The sequence below is a fragment of the Streptomyces sp. NP160 genome (assembly GCF_006335115.1).
Classification (GTDB): Bacteria; Actinomycetota; Actinomycetes; order Actinomycetales; family Quadrisphaeraceae; genus Quadrisphaera.
In genome coordinates, this window is sequence record NZ_VDMJ01000050.1 from 52892 (window position 1) to 69315 (window position 16424).

Annotated in this window: 12 protein-coding genes and 1 pseudogene; 6 read left to right on the forward strand and 7 right to left on the reverse strand. The window is 74.1% G+C overall.

Annotated elements, in window-relative coordinates:
• Positions 1 to 27 precede the first annotated feature (27 nt).
• Together FHN55_RS20825 and FHN55_RS24350 are read right to left on the reverse strand one after the other, a co-directional pair.
• Positions 28 to 2013 carry a hypothetical protein gene (locus FHN55_RS20825; RefSeq protein WP_139714325.1) on the reverse strand — a complete coding sequence of 662 codons (1986 nt, stop codon included), beginning with the start codon at positions 2011 to 2013 and terminating at the stop codon, positions 28 to 30.
• A 90-nt stretch (positions 2014 to 2103) separates the two neighbouring features.
• A pseudogene (locus FHN55_RS24350) lies at positions 2104 to 2523 on the reverse strand (hypothetical protein); the annotation flags it as partial.
• Positions 2524 to 2646: 123 nt separating this feature from the next.
• Here FHN55_RS24350 and FHN55_RS20830 point away from each other — a divergent pair.
• The 3 genes from FHN55_RS20830 to FHN55_RS20840 all read left to right on the forward strand — a co-directional run bounded on the left by FHN55_RS20830 (position 2647) and on the right by FHN55_RS20840 (position 5977).
• A complete protein-coding gene (locus FHN55_RS20830; protein ID WP_139714326.1) occupies positions 2647 to 3717 on the forward strand; it encodes an acyltransferase family protein in 1071 nt (356 codons plus the stop codon).
• Positions 3718 to 3979: 262 nt separating this feature from the next.
• The gene (locus FHN55_RS20835; protein WP_257571178.1) at positions 3980 to 5521 is read left to right on the forward strand and encodes an Ig domain-containing protein; all 1542 of its coding nucleotides are present in this window, start codon (positions 3980 to 3982) and stop codon (positions 5519 to 5521) included.
• A 219-nt stretch (positions 5522 to 5740) separates the two neighbouring features.
• Complete coding sequence (locus FHN55_RS20840) at positions 5741 to 5977, forward strand: hypothetical protein (protein ID WP_139714328.1); 237 nt, start codon at positions 5741 to 5743, stop codon at positions 5975 to 5977.
• Positions 5978 to 6115: 138 nt separating this feature from the next.
• On the opposite strand, the gene FHN55_RS20845 is transcribed toward FHN55_RS20840, so the two are convergent.
• Both FHN55_RS20845 and FHN55_RS20850 read right to left on the reverse strand, forming a co-directional pair.
• Positions 6116 to 7132 carry a hypothetical protein gene (locus FHN55_RS20845; RefSeq protein WP_139714329.1) on the reverse strand — a complete coding sequence of 339 codons (1017 nt, stop codon included), beginning with the start codon at positions 7130 to 7132 and terminating at the stop codon, positions 6116 to 6118.
• A gap of 131 nt (positions 7133 to 7263) precedes the next feature.
• Positions 7264 to 7866 (reverse strand): helix-turn-helix domain-containing protein, encoded by a 603-nt coding sequence (locus tag FHN55_RS20850; protein ID WP_139714330.1) that lies wholly within the window; start codon positions 7864 to 7866, stop codon positions 7264 to 7266.
• A gap of 250 nt (positions 7867 to 8116) precedes the next feature.
• Here FHN55_RS20850 and FHN55_RS23960 point away from each other — a divergent pair, with 250 nt between their 5' ends.
• The 3 genes from FHN55_RS23960 (at position 8117) to FHN55_RS20865 (ending at position 12498) form a co-directional block, all read left to right on the forward strand.
• Positions 8117 to 9100, forward strand: coding sequence for an XRE family transcriptional regulator (locus FHN55_RS23960; protein ID WP_257571176.1), 984 nt, complete (start codon positions 8117 to 8119; stop codon positions 9098 to 9100).
• A gap of 216 nt (positions 9101 to 9316) precedes the next feature.
• Positions 9317 to 11176 carry an HNH endonuclease signature motif containing protein gene (locus FHN55_RS20860; RefSeq protein ID WP_139714331.1) on the forward strand — a complete coding sequence of 620 codons (1860 nt, stop codon included), beginning with the start codon at positions 9317 to 9319 and terminating at the stop codon, positions 11174 to 11176.
• 320 nt (positions 11177 to 11496) lie between these two features.
• Positions 11497 to 12498, forward strand: coding sequence for an endonuclease/exonuclease/phosphatase family protein (locus FHN55_RS20865; protein ID WP_139714332.1), 1002 nt, complete (start codon positions 11497 to 11499; stop codon positions 12496 to 12498).
• A gap of 19 nt (positions 12499 to 12517) precedes the next feature.
• On the opposite strand, the gene FHN55_RS20870 is transcribed toward FHN55_RS20865, so the two are convergent.
• The 3 genes from FHN55_RS20870 to FHN55_RS20880 form a co-directional block, all read right to left on the reverse strand.
• Positions 12518 to 13117 (reverse strand): LuxR C-terminal-related transcriptional regulator, encoded by a 600-nt coding sequence (locus FHN55_RS20870; protein ID WP_139714333.1) that lies wholly within the window; start codon positions 13115 to 13117, stop codon positions 12518 to 12520.
• 113 nt (positions 13118 to 13230) lie between these two features.
• Entirely contained in the window at positions 13231 to 14691 is a 1461-nt protein-coding gene (locus FHN55_RS22965; protein WP_180357991.1) for a helix-turn-helix transcriptional regulator, read from the reverse strand.
• A 146-nt stretch (positions 14692 to 14837) separates the two neighbouring features.
• Positions 14838 to 16424, reverse strand: a complete 1587-nt coding sequence (locus tag FHN55_RS20880; protein WP_139714334.1) for a hypothetical protein — start codon at positions 16422 to 16424, stop codon at positions 14838 to 14840.

The following is a 16424-nucleotide window of genomic DNA, read 5'->3' on the forward strand; positions in this document are numbered from 1 at the left end:
ATTGGTCGCGAACCTGTGCGTGCGGAGTCAGTGGTGGGTCATCGTCATCGCCGAGGCAGAGCTGCTCGACTTGTTCAGGGCGAACCACAGACCGCCCACGTCTCCCGAGCGTCGGTCGAGGAGCATCGGCAGTGCCTCGTCGCTCATCGAGCCATCAGCGGTCCTGACACCGCTGCTGTACGTCTCCCAGAAGACGACCGGGTGGCCCCCCGTGAGCGACTCGCCGTTGACCAGCTCGTACACGGCCGTCGGATCGGTCTCGTCGCGATCGAGGTGTTCACGCACCACGGTCAGGTAGGCCTTCTGCGGCGACCCGGTGATGGCGGCTGACCTGCCGTCGCTGAACCCCCCGATGGAAGGCCAACGCCAGTGCATGTGGATGCAGTCCGGACACCCGGGACTGACGATCCCCGGCTTCAGCGGGTCGTAGAGGGGGTTGCTGCCCGGACGGGTCAGGGCACCACCGGACTGGTGATAGTTGTCCCAGGTGGCGCCCCCCGTGGAACCGATGGTGGTGGCCCTGTACTCCGTGTCGCCGCCTCGGACGGTCACTGACCCCCCGGTGAGTGAGGGGAAGTCCCTGGTCAGCATCGACTGACCGCCCGCGACTCCGTCGGGCTGGAAGTCCAGGCGCTGCACCGTCCTCACCTCGACCTTGAGCCGGTTAGGGTTGGTGATGGACGGGGTCTCCCACCGGAGGGTGGGCCACATCCGCCCGCAGCGGATGGTCCCCGACGGCTCGCAGTAGTCGTTCTCCTGGGAGTCCGCGAAGTGATAGGCCTGGAAGACACGGATCTTGCCGACGCCCGGAAGGCCACTGATCGTGTAAGCGCCCGACACCATGTGGTCGTCGCAGTACAGCGCCGTCAGGTTGGTGGCCGGCACGCCGTTGGCGGCGCGCCCGTAGGGCGTCAGCTCCACCTGGTGCGTCGTGACCACCCCGTCGAGGGTGACTCTGACGTCGAACTTGGGAGCCTGCATCGCTCGGATGGCCTTGCGACCGTTGAGGCTGGCGCCGGTGAGCACCACCCCGTCGTCAGCGCTCACCTTCCACGAGAAGGCCCACTGTCCCGCCACGTTCTTGCTTCCGCTGTAGCAGGGGTCGTTGGCCCAGTTGATGGCCGGAGACGGTGACGCAGCTGTAGGAGAGGCCGACGGGCTGGGCGACGATGTAGGGCGACTGGCCAGCGCGAGGTAGACGTCGTTGTCACCTGCGAGATCCTTCACCGCCGCGATCGTAGGAACCGGGCCCGGGACCGCTCTACCGTCTGCGGTGCAGCCGGTGACGCATCCTCCTGAGCCGTCGCCCAGGGTGCCCTGGGTGATGTAGCCCCAGGTCTGCAACCGGCCATCGGTCGTCACGGCAGCGCTGTTGAGCCGGTTGGCCGCCACCTTGCTGACCCCGGTGAGGCGCGAGAGGACAGCGGGCTTGTTCCGATCAGCCTTGGTGCCGTCGCCGAGCTGGCCGAAGTGGTTCCACCCCCAGCTCCAGACCCGGCCCGTGCGGTCGAGGGCCAAGACGTGCTCTTGTCCCACGGAGACCTGCTGAACGGCGGGCAGGCCCGCAACCACCTTCGGTGTGCTGCGACTCACCGTCGTTCCGTCGCCGAGCTCACCGTAGGTGTTGATGCCCCACGAGTAGAGGCGGCCGGAGCTGTCGAGAGCCCAGTAGTGGGGGTCTGCGTAGTAACCGTTTCCCACATCGACCTGGACGATGTCGGACAGCCCGGAGACGCTGGCGATCTTCCAGGCTCCCGTCTCCAGGCGCCCGAAGACCGCTACCGTCCCGTCCTTCCGGAGGGCCAGGTTGTCCTTCCACGCCAGGGCCTGATCGCCCATGAATCCAGCCATCTGGCGGCCCAGGGCGATCGAGCGCACGTTGGACAGACCGCTGACCTTCGTGGGTGACAACATCTTGGCGAGGTCAGCGCCGAAGTTCCCGCCCCACACCCAGACGGTCCCGTCGGACTTCACCGCAGCCTTGAGGGTTCCGTCGGAGTTGATCTGCGCCACTCCCGTGAGGCCGGGCACCCGAGAGGGAGAGGCAGCAGTCGTCGACGCCGTCGACTGCGTGGTGCCGTCACCTCGTTCTCCGTTGTAGTTGCTCCCCCAGGCCCAGACCAGTCCTGTCGACGTCAGCCCCGTCGACGAGCCGCTGCCTGTTGAGACGTTGACCAGCTGGGGCAGACCCTCCACCTCAAGGGGCGTTGTCTGGTCGGAGCCCCTTGGTGACGCGTCGCTCCCCCACACCCACGGGGAGGTGGACGGCTCTGCCGCGACAGCTCCCCCACCTGAGGCGATCAGGACGCCTGACGTGATGGCTGCGGTGACGCTCGTCGCGACTGCCAGCCACTGGAACAGCCTGCCGCGTCGAGCAGGGTGGGAAGGGGTCACGGGGTCCTCCGCGTCCGAGCCGAGCGGGCTGAGCGTGAGGAACGTAGTAGCGCGGTGGGCCTCGAGGAGGAAGACCGAGAAGCGTGTCCCTCGAGGTGGGACCTCATCCCCGGCGGACCGCCGGTCCACGGCACAGCGCTGATCTCCCGCGACACAGGATCGGTCGCAGGCTCACGGCACCGCCCAGAGGTCAATGCCTGAACCGCCCGTGGGGACTGCCCGACGCCGCGGAACCGTGGGAACGTCGTCGCCGTGGCCGAACAGCTGACAGCACAGCGGGGAGCGCGGCTGGCGTGGGCGGACGTCGCACGCGGAGCGGCGATGATCCTCGTCGTCTTCGCCCACGCGCTGCAGCTCATGGGCGTGCACGACTGGAACGCCGGAGCCTTCGACACCGTCAACCGGTACCTCACCGTGCTGCGCATGCCGCTGTTCTTCCTGGTCTCGGGCATCTTCGCCGCGACCGCCGTCCAGCGGAGCTGGCGTGGGCTGTTCGCCTCCCGGCTCGCGCTGCTCGTCTACATGTACCTGCTGTGGAGCGTGGTCAGGGCCGTCTGGTTCTCCGTGGTGCCGTGGCCGCTGAGCGAGACCCACCCCGCCGTCGCGCTGCTCCTCGCGCCGGTGTGGCCGACCACCGGGCTGTGGTTCCTCTACGCCCTCGTGCTGTTCCTGCTCGTGGCCAAGGCCACCGCGCGCTTCCCGGCCTGGGCGCCGCTGGTGCTGACGGGCCTGGTCTCCGTGGCCGCTGCGTACGACGTCGTCCCCACCGGCGGCAACGGCGTGTGGCGCTCGGTGGCCATGTACGCCTTCTTCTTCCTCCTCGGTGCGCGGCTGCCGCACGTGTGGAAGGCGCTGGCTGACCGCGCCACGGTGGTCCTGGCCGTGGTGGCCGCCGTGGCCATCCCGCTCAGCCTGGTCGCGTTCACGCTGCTGCCCGCGGTGCTGCGCGGGGCCGGGCGGATCGGGCTCTCTGCGCTGTGCGTGGCGGCGTGCCTGGTCATCGCAGCCGCGGTCGCGCGCTGGGGACCGCTGTCACGCCCGCTGCAGTACGTGGGCCAGCGCACCATCGCCGTGTACGTGGTGCACCCGCTCCTGCTGGCGCTGCTGGTGCCGCTGCTGCCCGCCGGCTCGGTGCCGGCGGTGGCCGCCGTGGTGCTGTTCACCGCGCTGGGTGTGGTCCTGCCGCTGCTGCTGCGCCGAGTGCTGCAGGGGAAGAGCGGCGTCTTCGACCTGCCGGCGCCTCTGGCCCGGCGACTGGCACCGCACGCCGACCGCAGCCCGCGGCCAGCGGCCAGCGGCCCCGTGAGCGCCTCCGGCGCCTGACTGCGGCAGAGCCGCTCCGACCTCTTCGACCGGGTCCCGGTGAGTCCGAACGGATGACGGTGCGGAGCCTGCCTCGGGACCCACGTCGCTGCCACCAGCGCGCTCTGTCCCCTCCCCCAGTTGTGGTGACGACCCGGCCCTTCTCGTGTCCAGCGGCGCCGTGCGACTTTGCGCTGCCAGACGACGTACTGACGAGCGGGGCGGGGTGGACATGGTGCGGTGGCGCGGAGGGTCTGTCATCGGAAGGCTGACTGCTGTGGCCATGGCGCTGGCCGTTCTCCTCCCGGCGCTCGTCCTGTCCTCGGCACCCACCGCCTCCGCTGCGGACCCGACCGTGGCCGAGCTGACGATCTACGCCGACGGATCGGCCATCGGTGAAGGGTCAGGCGGCTTCCGGCGAGGACACGCCTTCCTCTCGGTGGAGAACCTGTCCGGCAGCGCGCTGACCGTGGGGAGGCTGAGCCTCGACCCTGGCAAGACGATCACCCTCGGCACGTGGGGGAACAAGGACGAGCACCTGGGGCTCTGGTACAACCTCGAGGCCGCCGTGATCTTCCACAAGAGCAACACCTACGCGACGACGTCGATCGACACCTCGCTGCGCCAGAGCCAGATGGCGACCTTCAACAAGACGGTGCTCGCGAGTGACGCCTACTCCAAGAACCTCTTCAGGCTCAACACCTGCGCCTCCTTCGCCTCTCGGGTGTGGAACAGCGTCGCCCCGAGGAAGCTGCGCGTCGCGCAGACGGCGGTGCCGGTCCTCCTGGCACGCAACCTCGAAGCGCTCGGGGGCGTCGCCGCCGCGTCGGTCGGCCTGCCGTTCGACCCGGCCCACGTCTGGTACGGCAACGGCACCGCGGCCCCCACGCTGAGCATCGAGTTCAACGCGCCCCTCGTCGTCACCCCACTCACCGTCACCACCAGCAGCCTCCCCGAAGCGGTCCGTGGCACTGCGTACTCCTCCCAGCTGACCTCCAGCGGTGGCCTCGCGCCGTACACCTGGCGCCTCACCAAGGGCAGGCTCCCGTCGGACCTGCGCCTCACCAGTGCCGGCCTGATCACCGGCAGGCCCACCGCGACCGGCTCCTTCTCCCTGACCGTCCGGGTGGCCGACGGGCAGGGCTCGGCGAGCTCTGCTCCGCTCACCCTCGTGGTGGCCGCCGTCGGCGGGCCCGGGTACACGACGGACGTGGCGTCGCCGCGCGCAGGCGGTGACGTCCAACTGACATCGACGAGGCCCTGTCCAGCGGGGGCCATCGCCTACGGCACGCTCACCAGCGAGCCCGCGGGGGTCCTGTGGATGGAGGGGACCAGCCAGCTGGAGACGACCCCCGACGGCAGCTGGACCGGAGGCTTCCGCACTGATCGCGCCGCCGGAAGCGTCTACCGGGACACACCCGTGATGGAGGCCTTCACGGCCACCTACCGACCCGAGTGCCGCAGCACCTCAGGTGACGTCGTCGCCACGTACCCGCCCGCTGTCTTCAGCTTCCACGAGGGCGCGTCCGTGACGGTCAGCTACGACGCTGCTGCCACCGTGATGGTCATCAGGCCCAGCGAGCCCTGTCCCGCCTGGGCGGACTTCGTCGCCGCCGGCGTGAGCACGGCCGGCAGCGACTTCACGCCGGTGGGCACCTGGATGCCCGTCAAGAACGGTGCGTGGAGCGAGATCACCGTCGATGCGTCGAAGCTGAGGGTCCCCATCGACGGTGTGATCTCGGTCAGCTGCCAGCTCTCGACCAGGCCGTCGCGGACCTTCGCCTACACGGGGTCCGACACCTCGGCGTGGCGATCGTCGTTCTGAGCGCCGCCTGCTCACGACGCCGGCCGGCCCGTGCGACCAGAACGGCTCTGACTCACGGTGTGGCCACCGACGTCGCGCTGGCTCGTCACGGACCGGCGGGCTGCGCGTCCCCTTTGGAGTGGCACCTGGCGCGAGTGGACCGTGCCGCCGCTCCCACCGCGCTACCACGGGAAGCCGACGGTCCTCCCCGGATCACCGCAGCGAGCCAGCATCACCGTGGTGCGGGAGCACCTCGACCGGGACGAGACGCAGCCGCAGACGGTCGACGCGCTCATCAACGGGGAGTCCCTCATGGACTGGCATCCCATCGTCTTCTGGAGGACGACGAGCGCGGGGATACGGCAGGCCGACGGCTCCAACCGCGACGCGACCTTCCCGCAGCTGAACGGCAAGCCAGGTGACCGCGGCTCGCTCTGGTTCTCCCCGGAAGCACCCGACCTGCCCGGCCCGGCCTGATCGCTAGCGGAGGGACCACAGGGTGGTACCCGGCTCCGGGCGGCGCGGCAAGCACTTCCAGCGACCAGCGGCCGCCCGGATCGTCCCGGGCGGCCGCCGTCGTCGTCGTGGGCAGGCCCCCGCCGTGTGTCCCGGCGGTCAGCGCAGGACGAGCTTCACCGTGTGCGTCGTCGCACCCGAGTAGTACGTGCCGCCGACCGCGCTCAGCGGCATCCAGCCCGAACCGCTGCCGCGGTTCGTGGTGGTCGCCCGCACCAGGAAGTTGGCGTACCGCACGTCCCAGGCTCCCTTGCCCACCCCCGGCTCGAAGGGGTTGTAGGGCAGCACCAGGTACCCCGAGGAGTCGGTCTTGCCCACGAACACCGACTCGGGGCGCACCGAGCGGGAGAACCACTCCACCGGGTAGAGCCGGACCGTCGCCCCCCGGAACGCCGCCCCGGAGCTGGTCACCACCCGCACCCGGATGGTCCTGGGGAAGGACTGCGAGGCCAGCGCCGGCACCACGTTGCCCTCCCCCGGGCCGGCCCGGTTGATGACGCCCGCAGCGAAGGCGTCCCACGTGTGCACGCCGTACGGGTTCTCCATGATGCTGGTCGGCGACGTGAAGCCCTTGGCGTCCACGGGGTTGCTCGCCGCGTCGACGTCCTGCCCGTAGTTGTCGATGGCCCCCCGCTGGTGGCCGAACTCGTGCACCAGCCCGTCGGTGGCGTAGGGGCCGAAGACGCCGCCCCGGTCCGTCGGCCAGCTGTGCAGGATCGCCGCCGGCAGGTCCCCGCCGTAGGAGCCGCCGCGCGCTTCCGTCTGGTCCTCCTCGTAGACCACCCGCGTCATCACCCCGGGGTGCGGCTGGTGGACGACGTCGGCAGGCACCCCGTCGAAGAAGTTGACCTTGGAGATGGAGAAGTCGATGGTGCCGGCGAGCTTCTGGTCCTCGTTCATGAACCGCGCGACGTCGCCGAACTGAGTCATGATCTTCGAGAGCATCAGCGTGGGGCCGCCGTGCTTGGCCGCCACCGAGTTGGGCACGTCCACCACCACGGTCAGCTTCCACAGGGGCTTCACCGCGAGCGCCGCGGACGGCGCCGCCACCAGGCCCGCGAGGGCCAGCACCACCACGGCCACCTGCGCCGTCACCCGGCGTCGAACACCACCCACGTCCAGCTCCTCACCGCGCGCCACCAGCCACGACGGGACGCGTGGAGGATCGAGTGGAGTCTTGCCAGCCCTGCTCCGCCGCCCAGTCCCACATGAGGTGACACCGGCACCTCCACTGCTCCGCGCCCCGGTCACTGGAGGTCCAGCCGCCGGGCCAGGTCGGCCAGCTCCAGGCGGGTGTCCGTCGGGATGCCGGCGACCTTCGCCTTCTCCCGCATCCGCTTGAGGTAGGTCTTCACCGTCTCCAGCCCCACCCGCAGGCGCCGCGCCACCGACTTGGCGGGCAGGCCCGTGGCGTACAGCCGGAGCACCTCCCGCTCGCGCGGCGTGAAGAGCGCGCGGAGCCGCTCGAGCTCGTCGAGGCGCTCGGACACCGCCGCCGCCACGGCCACCTCACCGGCGCGGGCACGGGCGACCACGTGCAGCAGCTCCGCCACGGACCCGCCCGCCAGCGCCACGCCCCGGGCGCCGGCGGCCAGCGCCGCCGCCACGCCACCGGGACTGTCGACGTCGTCGACCAGCACCACCACGGGACGGCCGCGCGCAGCGGCCGCCTGCACCGCCTCCAGCGCTCGCGGCGTGCGGCCCACCACCAGCAGCCCATCGGGCCGCACGACCCCGGCGAGGGCGGCGTGCAGCCCCAGCACCACCAGGGGGCGGTCGTCCAGCACCGCCGGGACGGCGTCCTGCACCGGGTGCGGCTCGCGCGGCCACCGGTCGTCCTCTCGCCTCACGGCTGCGTCTCCTCGCTCGCGGGGCTCCGGCGGCCGTGGACGCGCGGACGACCCCTGGGGGTGGGGTCGCCGGAGTCGCCGCGGGCTGCGGGTGGGTGTCGTCCGCGGCCGTCCTCCGGTCCCCACTGAGAGGGACCGGGGCCGCGCCGTCGTTGCGCGTGCAGGCCGCTGACTTGCACCGTAAGCAGCCGCGGAGTTGATGCGCGCGCCCAGCGGGCACGCAGAATCAACCGATCAACGAGGAGACCACGTGGTCGGACGGCCCGAGCGCGAGCTGCGCGAGGACGGCACCCCCCTGACGGCCCTGGCCATCGCCCTGAGGGAGCTGCGCCGCAGCGCGGGCAGCCCCAGCTACCGGGAGATGGGCCAGCGGGTGCACCGCTCCCCCACCACGCTGTCGGAGGCGGCCGGCGGTGAGCGCCACCCCACGTGGGACACCCTCCACGCCTACGTCACGGCCTGCGGGGGCGACCCCTCGCCGTGGCGCGACCGGTGGGAGGCGGCCGCTCGCCGTGAGTCGCCGAAGCCCGTCCCACCAGCCGTCGCGGGGCCCGAGCCCGCGCACGTCCCCGCCCCGGAGATCGCCGACCCCGGTGGGCCGGCGACGACGGCGACGACGGCGACGACGGCGGCACGGCCGCGCAGGCCCTGGCTGTGGCCGTCGGTGGCAGCGGCGTGCCTGGTGCTCGGGGCGGCAGCGGGGTTCGCGCTGGGCGCGGGGGCGGGCGGCGGCGGGTCGCCGTCGTCGCTCGCCTCCTCGGCGGCGAGGGGCTCCACCGGAGCGCCCGGGCTGGGGGCGGTGGCACCCGCGCCCACCGAGGCGGCGCCGACGCTGGTGGTGGCCGACGGCAGCGACCCCCAGGACACCGGCTGCGCCCGCTTGCCCGGCGTGGAGACCCTCGACAACACCGAGGTGCAGCAGGACGGCGTGCCCGTGGGGCTGGCGCAGCTGAAGTACTCCCCCGGCTGCGGCGCCTCGTGGCCGCGCTTCGAGCCGTTCCCCGGAGCGGAGATCTCCGCGGACACCGTGGTGCACGTCGACATCGTCCGGCCCGCGACCAGCGCGGAACCGTTCGCCTTCTCCGCGCCGTACGTGACGGACCAGGCGACGTTCGGCAACCTCGCCCTGAGCACCGGCGACTGCGTCTACGCCTCGGTGAGCCTGGAGACGGCCGCCGGGCCGACGCCGGCGTCGACCACGCACTGCTTCAGGGGCAAGACCTTCGTGCGGTGACGCGCGGGTCGTCGACGTCGTGCTGCACGGGGACACGGACGTGGGTCGACAGTCGCTGCGGGGGGACCGCGACCGGGGGTCGACCGCCTTCCTCCGCGTGACCCGCCGTGGCGCTCTGCTCCGATCGGGTGAACTTCGAGTTGCACCGATCATGGCCCTGTACAGCGGTTCTGCACGGACGTTCGACTGTCAGTGGTGCCCCCTAGCGTCCTCTTCATGACCTGGACCGGCACCGAGACGCCCCACGACGGCGGCGTCGACGGTGGTGGTGCGGGTGACGGCGCGGCGGGTGGTGGGGGCGGCGCCGCCTGGCAGGCGGAGCCGCTGCCGCCCGGCGCTCTCGGCGCCGACCTGCGCCCCGCCTCGGAGCGGGAGGACGGCGCGCTGCTCGCCGAGCTGCCCCCGCTGCCACTGGCGGGTCCGCTCGCCGAGGCGCTCGCCACCGCGCAGGCAGGTGCTGACGCCGCCGCCGACGCCGCCCGGTACCTGGCCTCGATCGGACCCGAGCAGCGGCTGCAGGCGCTGCAGCAGACCGCCCGCACGCGCGACGTGCTGGACGCCGCCCTGGTGCGCTGCCTGGCGACCTTCACCCCCGAGCAGGTGCGCGCCCTGGGCGCGACGTCGCTGGTGGACCTGGTGCTCACCCACACCGGCGCCAGCCCGCAGCGCGCCGGCGCCGAGGTCAAGCTGGCCAGCGCGCTGACCGCGCCGGTGGCGCCGCTGACCGGCGGTGGCTCCGCGAACGGCGACGGGGACCACGACGGCGACGCCCCTGCGTCGGCTGGAGGGCCCGGCGGTCCGATGGCGGGCACCTCGCAGGTGGGGCTGGGGCGCGTCGGGGCCGTCCACGCCGCAGGGCGTCTGTCCACCGACGTCGCCGCACTGGCCCAGCGCACCGTGGCCGACCTCCCCGCCCGCATCCGGCGCGAGCACGGTCCCACCGCCGACGCCACCCTGGCCGAGGTGCTGCCCGGTCTCACCCACGCCCAGGCCCGCACGGTCTGCACCACGCTGGCGCACCGGCTCGACCCGGACCGCGCCGACCGGGGCTTCGACCCCGACGACATCGACAAGCGCTACCTGACCTACACCGTCCACGAGGACGGCACCGTCGAGTTCCGCGGCCGGCTCGACCCGGTGACCGGCGCCGAGTTCAAGGCCGCCATCGACCACCTCTCCAGGCCCGAGCCCACCGTCAGCGCGCCGCTCGCGCCCGACCAGGACCCGCTGCCAGGGCTCGACGGCTCCGGTGACGACGCTGCAGCGGCCTCGGCCGGCGAGGACGACGTCTCGGGCCGGTCGGCGGGCCGGTCCGCGAGCCAGCCCGACGGCGGCACGGCGACCGGCGTGCCCGTCCGAGACCAGCGCACGGCACCCCAGCGGCGCGCCGACGCGTTGGCCCGGGTGGTCCGCGCGGGCCGTGCCAGCGACGAGACGCGCGGTGGGGAGCCCGCCCGCGTCATCGTCACCACCACCGACGCCGCCCTGCGCGGTGAGCCCGGCGCCGATCCGGCGCACTGCGAGACCACCGGCCGCGCCCTGAGCACCGCCCAGCTCAGGGTGCTGGCGTGCTCGGGGTCGCTGCAGGCGGTGCGGCTCTCGTGCGAGGGGGCCGACGCCACCGCGCTGTCGCTCGGCCGGGCCGTGCGCCTGTTCTCCGCGGGACAGCGGCGGGCGATGCTCGCCCGCGACGGCGGCTGCGCGATCCCGGGGTGCACAGCCCCGCCCGGGTGGCTCGAGGCCCACCACACCCACGAGTGGGCCGCCGGAGGCCCCACCGACGTCTCCCAGGGCGTGCTGCTGTGCACCCGCCACCACGTGCTGGTGACCATCGGCGTCTGGGCGGTGCGGATGGTGGACGGCGTGCCCCACGTCAGACCCCCACGCACCGTCGACCCCTTGCGACGCTGGGTGATCAACCCGCGACGCGGCCTGCGGGAGCGCACCGTCGGCGCCGTGCAGCAGGTGCTGCTCGAGCCGCCTGACGGGTGGCGCGACGACCCACCGGACCTGCCGCCTCCACCAGGCACGGACGCTCCCGACATCCCCTCGACGCGCAGCACCTGCGGGTGCTGACGCGGCGGTCCGGCGCGCCCAGCTCGGTGGTCCCGGACGGTCCGCCAGCCCAGGGCGACGGCGTTCTTCTCCTGCGACGTGACGGCCTGGCTCCACGCCGGGTCACCCTCGACGTCCCTCCCGGACGCGGGCCTGTCGATCGCCGTCCCCGGGTCCAGGCCCACCACGACGAGCGCCGCCGAGGACGCCACGACGGTCTGGTTGCGCACCTGCCCTGCCCCGCTCGCCGCGGGTGTCGGCGGTGGCCGGTGGCCAGCAGGCCGTCGTCCGGACGGTCGACCGCCCAGGCCACGCTCAGGCGGGCCGCAGACGATCACCGCGTGCGGAGACCGCGGAGACCGGTGACCTGGGCGTGGGCGTGCTCGGCGGTCGTCGCGGTCTTCGCGGCGGTGCTCTTCGCCGCGCCGCTGATGGGGGTCGAGCGGTGGCACGTCATCGCCGCTGCGCTGCCGGCGCGCGCAGCGCTGGGGGCGGCGTTCGCGGTGGCGCTCGTCGTCGCCCTGGTGGGACTGTGCCGACGGACCTGGCGCCCGCAGGCGGGAGTGCCGGTGGCCGTGGCGCTCGCCCTGGCCACGGCCCTGCACCTGCCGGTGGTGCTCGCGCGCGGGGTGGTGGGCGAGCCGGTGGCCGCGCCCGCGGCCGGGCAGCTGCGCCTCCTCGAGTGGAACACCAACACCGACCTGACCACGCCTGACGTCGTGGCGGAGCTGGCCGCCGCGCAGGACGCCGACGTCGTCGTCCTGCCCGAGGTGGCACCGGCCTCCGGCAGCACCTACCGGCAGGCGTTCGCCGCAGCCGGCGACCCGCTCGTGCGCGTCGACCGGCACACCTCCACCACGCAGGTGGCGGTGTGGATGGCGCCGCAGCTGGCCCGGCACTACGCGACGCTGCCCGGGCCGGACCCGGTGAAGACCGTGGAGCTGCGGCCCGACACGGCCTCGCTGCCCACGGTGCTCGCGCTGCACGCGCCGTGGCCGGTGGGCGCGCGGCTGGCGGGGTGGGACCGCGACGTCGACTGGGTGGCGGCGCAGTGCTCCGCCGGGACGCCGGTGCTGGTGGCGGGCGACTTCAACGCGAGCACCGACGACTTCGGCGGCGCGCGCCTGGGTCGCTGCCTCGACGCCGCCACCCAGCAGCAGGACGCCGGGGTGGGGACCTGGTCGACGCACCTGCCGACGCTGCTGGCCATGCCGATCGACCACGTGCTGGCCACCCCGTCGGTGGGGACGGTCACCAGCTTCAGCGTGCTGACCAGCGAGGACGGGTCCGGCACGCGGCACCGGCCGACGATGACCGTGGTCGCGGTGGCCGATCGCCCATGATCACGGACGGGGTGAGGGGCTAGAGGAGGTCCAGGCGGCGGGCCAGGTCCACGAGGTCCAGGCGCGTGGTGGTGGCGATGCCCAGCGGCTCGGCCCTGGCGCGCAGCCGCTTCACGTACGTCTTCACCGTCTCCAGGCCCACGCCCATCCGCCGCGCCACCGACTTGGCCGGCAGCCCCGTCGCGTACAGGGCGAGCACCTCCAGCTCGCGGGCGGTGAACACCGACCGCAGCTCCCGCAGCTCCTCGAGCCGCTCCGCCACGGCCGGCGCCACCGCGACCCGCCCGCGGACCGCGCACCGCACCACGTGCACCAGCTCGGCCACGGACCCGCCGCCCAGGGCCACGCCGCGGGCTCCGGCGTCCAGCGCGGCGGCCGCCTGCCCGGGGCTCTCGACGTCGTCGAGCACCACCACCACGTGCTGCCCGCGCGCCGCGGCAGCCGAGACGGCCTCCACCGGCCGGGGCACCTGCCCGACCACCACCACGCCCGCGGCGTCGGGCACCTCGGCCAGCGCGGCCTGCAGGCCCAGGGCGACGAGCGGGCGGTCGTCCAGCACGGTGGCGGTCTGCCGTCGCAGGTGCACGACGGTGAGGTCGGTGTCGGCGGCGTGCTCCACAGGATCCCCCCTCGCAGCGGGCGAGCGATCGGTGTGATCGACAGGAGGCTCGCACCGCGCATCGGTGCAGGGCCACGCGAGACGGCCCCCTCCACCGCCAGGCGGGCTGGCGGTCAGGGCGTCACCCTCGCGACCAGCTCCTCGTGCAGCCGCAGGTAGGTGCGGTGGTGCAGGTCGAGCAGGTCGTCGCTGGGAGTGGCACGCCGCGCGGCGCGCGTGCGGGCCAGCTCGGTCAGCACCGACAGGTCCAGCCGGACCTCCACCACCTCCACCGACGCGGCCCCAGCCGGTCTGCGGGTCCCGCCGGCCGTGGCGCGGCGGACCTCGGCGACCGCCTCGTCCACGCTGTCGCGGTTGAGGGCCCACTTGGGGCGGGTGCGCTCCCCGGGGTGCTCGACCTGGGAGTCGGCGTCGTGCGGGAAGTGGTCGGCCAGGAACTCCCCCAGCTCGCCGTCGGCGCGCAGGTGCACGACCAGGACCCGGCTGCCGGGCGACTTCACGTGCACGTCGTGCACGAGGTCGTGCGCTGACTGCGCCGGGGAGTGCGCCACCACGTGCCCGTGCCAGCGGTCCGGGCGCAGCGCCGCGGTGCCGACCCACAGGGCCTGCCGCGCGTGGAGGAACCGCTGCCGCTCGGTGGGCGGGAAGCTGCGGCCGTACACCCGCTGCGCCTCCATCGCCGTGCTGAGGAAGCCGAACCCTGCGTCCCGGGCCAGCCACGCCCCCACCGCGTCGGGCCCGCTGCCCCGCGGTCCGACGACGACGACGACGTCGTGCCGCCGGCGCAGGTGCTCCAGCCGCGCGTCCGCCGGCCAGCGCGGCGGGTGACCGGCGAGCAGCAGCGGCACCCACAGCCACAGCTGCGCGGGGTGGCGCTCCTGGCACAGCGCCAGCTCCAGGGGGCGGTCCTCGACGAGGGCGGGGGCCAGGCGCATCGCGGTGTCGTAGGCCTCGGTGAGGTCCTGCTGGCACTCGAAGCGGTCGCGGCGCTCGCCGTCCGCGGGACGGGTGGGCCGCATCCAGCCGGTGCGCTGCGCGGCGCGGTCCGCGGTGACGCCGACGTAGTGGCGCAGCGGCACGGGTGCGGGCTGCGGGTCGCCGTCGGCGGGGGCGGCGGGGGTCCAGGTGCGGGTCCAGCAGAAGACGTCGTGGCCGAGCTCGAGGGCGCGCGAGACGAGCTGGTGCGCCCCGGACTGCAGGTCACCGGCTGGGCTGTGCAGCAGCTCCAGGGCCCGCACGGCCGAGCCGATGCCGTCGCGGGCGGTGGTCAGCTGGTGGACGTCGAGCCAGCCGAGGTCTCCGTACAGGAGCGCCTCGTCGATCTCCAGCAGCCGGGCGATCTGCGAGACGCGCTCGCGCGGCGGCTCCGTGGTGCCCTTCATCCAGGTGCGCAGCGTGGACACGCCGACGTGGCGGGACGGGTCGTCGGGGTCGGTGAGGGCGCGGGCGAGGTCCTCGCGGCGCATGCCCATCGCGGCCAGGGAGCGGGCCACGCGCTGCGCCCAGGGGGCGTCGGGCGCCCGCTGCCCGTCGTGGGCGGGCTCGCCCCGGAGGTGCCGCCCCGTCGTGGCCACAGCGGATCGTAGGGCGGCGGGCGCCCGTGACCTCGGCGGACGGCGTACCCCGTGGGGGTGACGTTCGCCCCCCGCACTTTCCGCGGAACGTGCGGCACTCGCGCCGCAGGAGGCGCACGTCCCGCGGAGAGTGCGGGCAAGGGGGGTCAGGGGGCGAGCAGGCCCGTCAGGACGGCGGTGGTGCCGCGGGCCAGCGCCGGCTGGCCGCCGAGGACGCCGTCGTCACCGGTGGCGAGCACGCGCATGACCTCGCCGTGGGTGACGGCGAGGATGGTCCTGGCGGCGTCGCGCGGGTCGACGTCGTCGGCCCAGCGGCGCCCCGTCGCGGCCAGGGCGCCCCCGGCGTGGGCCAGCACCGCGTCGTCGGCGAGGCGGTGCTGCTCGGCGAAGTCGTCGACGATGCTCGCGCGGGCCGCCACCGTGGTCAGCAGCAGCCGCAGGCGGAAGTCGGCGCTGCCGTCGGGCCGGCGCAGGCGTCCGTGCACCTCCTGCTGGTCGCGCTGCATCTCGTCCGGCGACGACGGCCCGCCGGTGGAGCGGCCGGCGGTCCGGTACAGCAGGCCCACCTGCGCGAGGGCGTGGCCGACGAGGTCGTCGACGTAGTGCTCCTGGAGCGCCCACCGGTCCCGCAGCTGCGCGGCGGTGGCGGGGTGGCCGGCGCGGCGCGCCTCGGCGACCACCCGCGCCGCCGAGACGGACGCGAAGAAGCGCGGCGCCGCGTCCGGGGTGGGCGTCCAGCAGTCGGTGCAGCCCGGGCCGCAGGCCGCGCCCGGGCCCACGCCGAACTCCTCGGCCAGCACGAGCAGCGCCCCGTCGAGCAGCTGGGAGGTGATCGGGTCCTCGGCGAGGCGGCGCTGCGCCGCCGGTGTGGCCCGCGTGCCGCAGGTGGGGTCTGCGAGGCGCGGGAGCACGTCGGCCACCCGCGTGCGCGGCGGCGGCGCGGGCAGCGCGGGCCCCGGCCGGCGGTCGTCGTCCTCCCCGGCAGCCAGGGGTGCGGTCCAGCTGCGGAGCAGGGCGAGGCAGCCGCGGGCGAAGTCGTCGTCGGCGAGTCGCTGCTCCTCGGGGCGCTCGCCGTGGGCCAGGAGCCGCAGCGACACCCCCTCCCCCAGGCTCCCGACGGCGCGGGCCAGGTCTTCCCGGGGCGTCCCGTCGACCAGGCGCCGGCCGCAGCGCCGCAGCACGCCGCTGAGCGCGGTGTCCCACGCGGCGTCGTAGACGGCGTAGTTGCGCTGCTGAGCCTCCCGCAGCCACGGCTGCGACGCCGCCAGGGCGCAGGAGAGCACCTCCATCCGCGAGGTGACCGGCTCCGCGAGCGTGTGGAGCTCGCTGCGGAGCAGGACGGCGACCGCCTCCTGCAGCGACGCGCCCTCCGGGAGCAGCCGCGGCAGCTCGGCGGCCTGGGCGATGGCTCCGGCGAAGTGGTGCTCGAACCAGAGGGCGTAGCTCAGGAGGTCCTCGACGAAGTCGTCCTGGCGCGGCCACCGGTCCCGCAGGTGCGCCGCCGTCACCCGCAGCGGACCCACCCGCGTGGCGGCCGCGCAGACGCGCGCGGCGGACAGGCACCCGAAGAACCGGGCGGGCGCCGCAGGGGTCCGGGGCTCGAGCTCGGCGAGCAGCAGGCGCACCCCGGCGTCCAGCAGCGCCGCGGTCATGGGGTGCTCGACGAGGCGCTCGCGGGCCTCGGGGGTGCGTCGCGTGGACGTCCCCGGGTCTCGCAACCGGCGCAGGAGCAC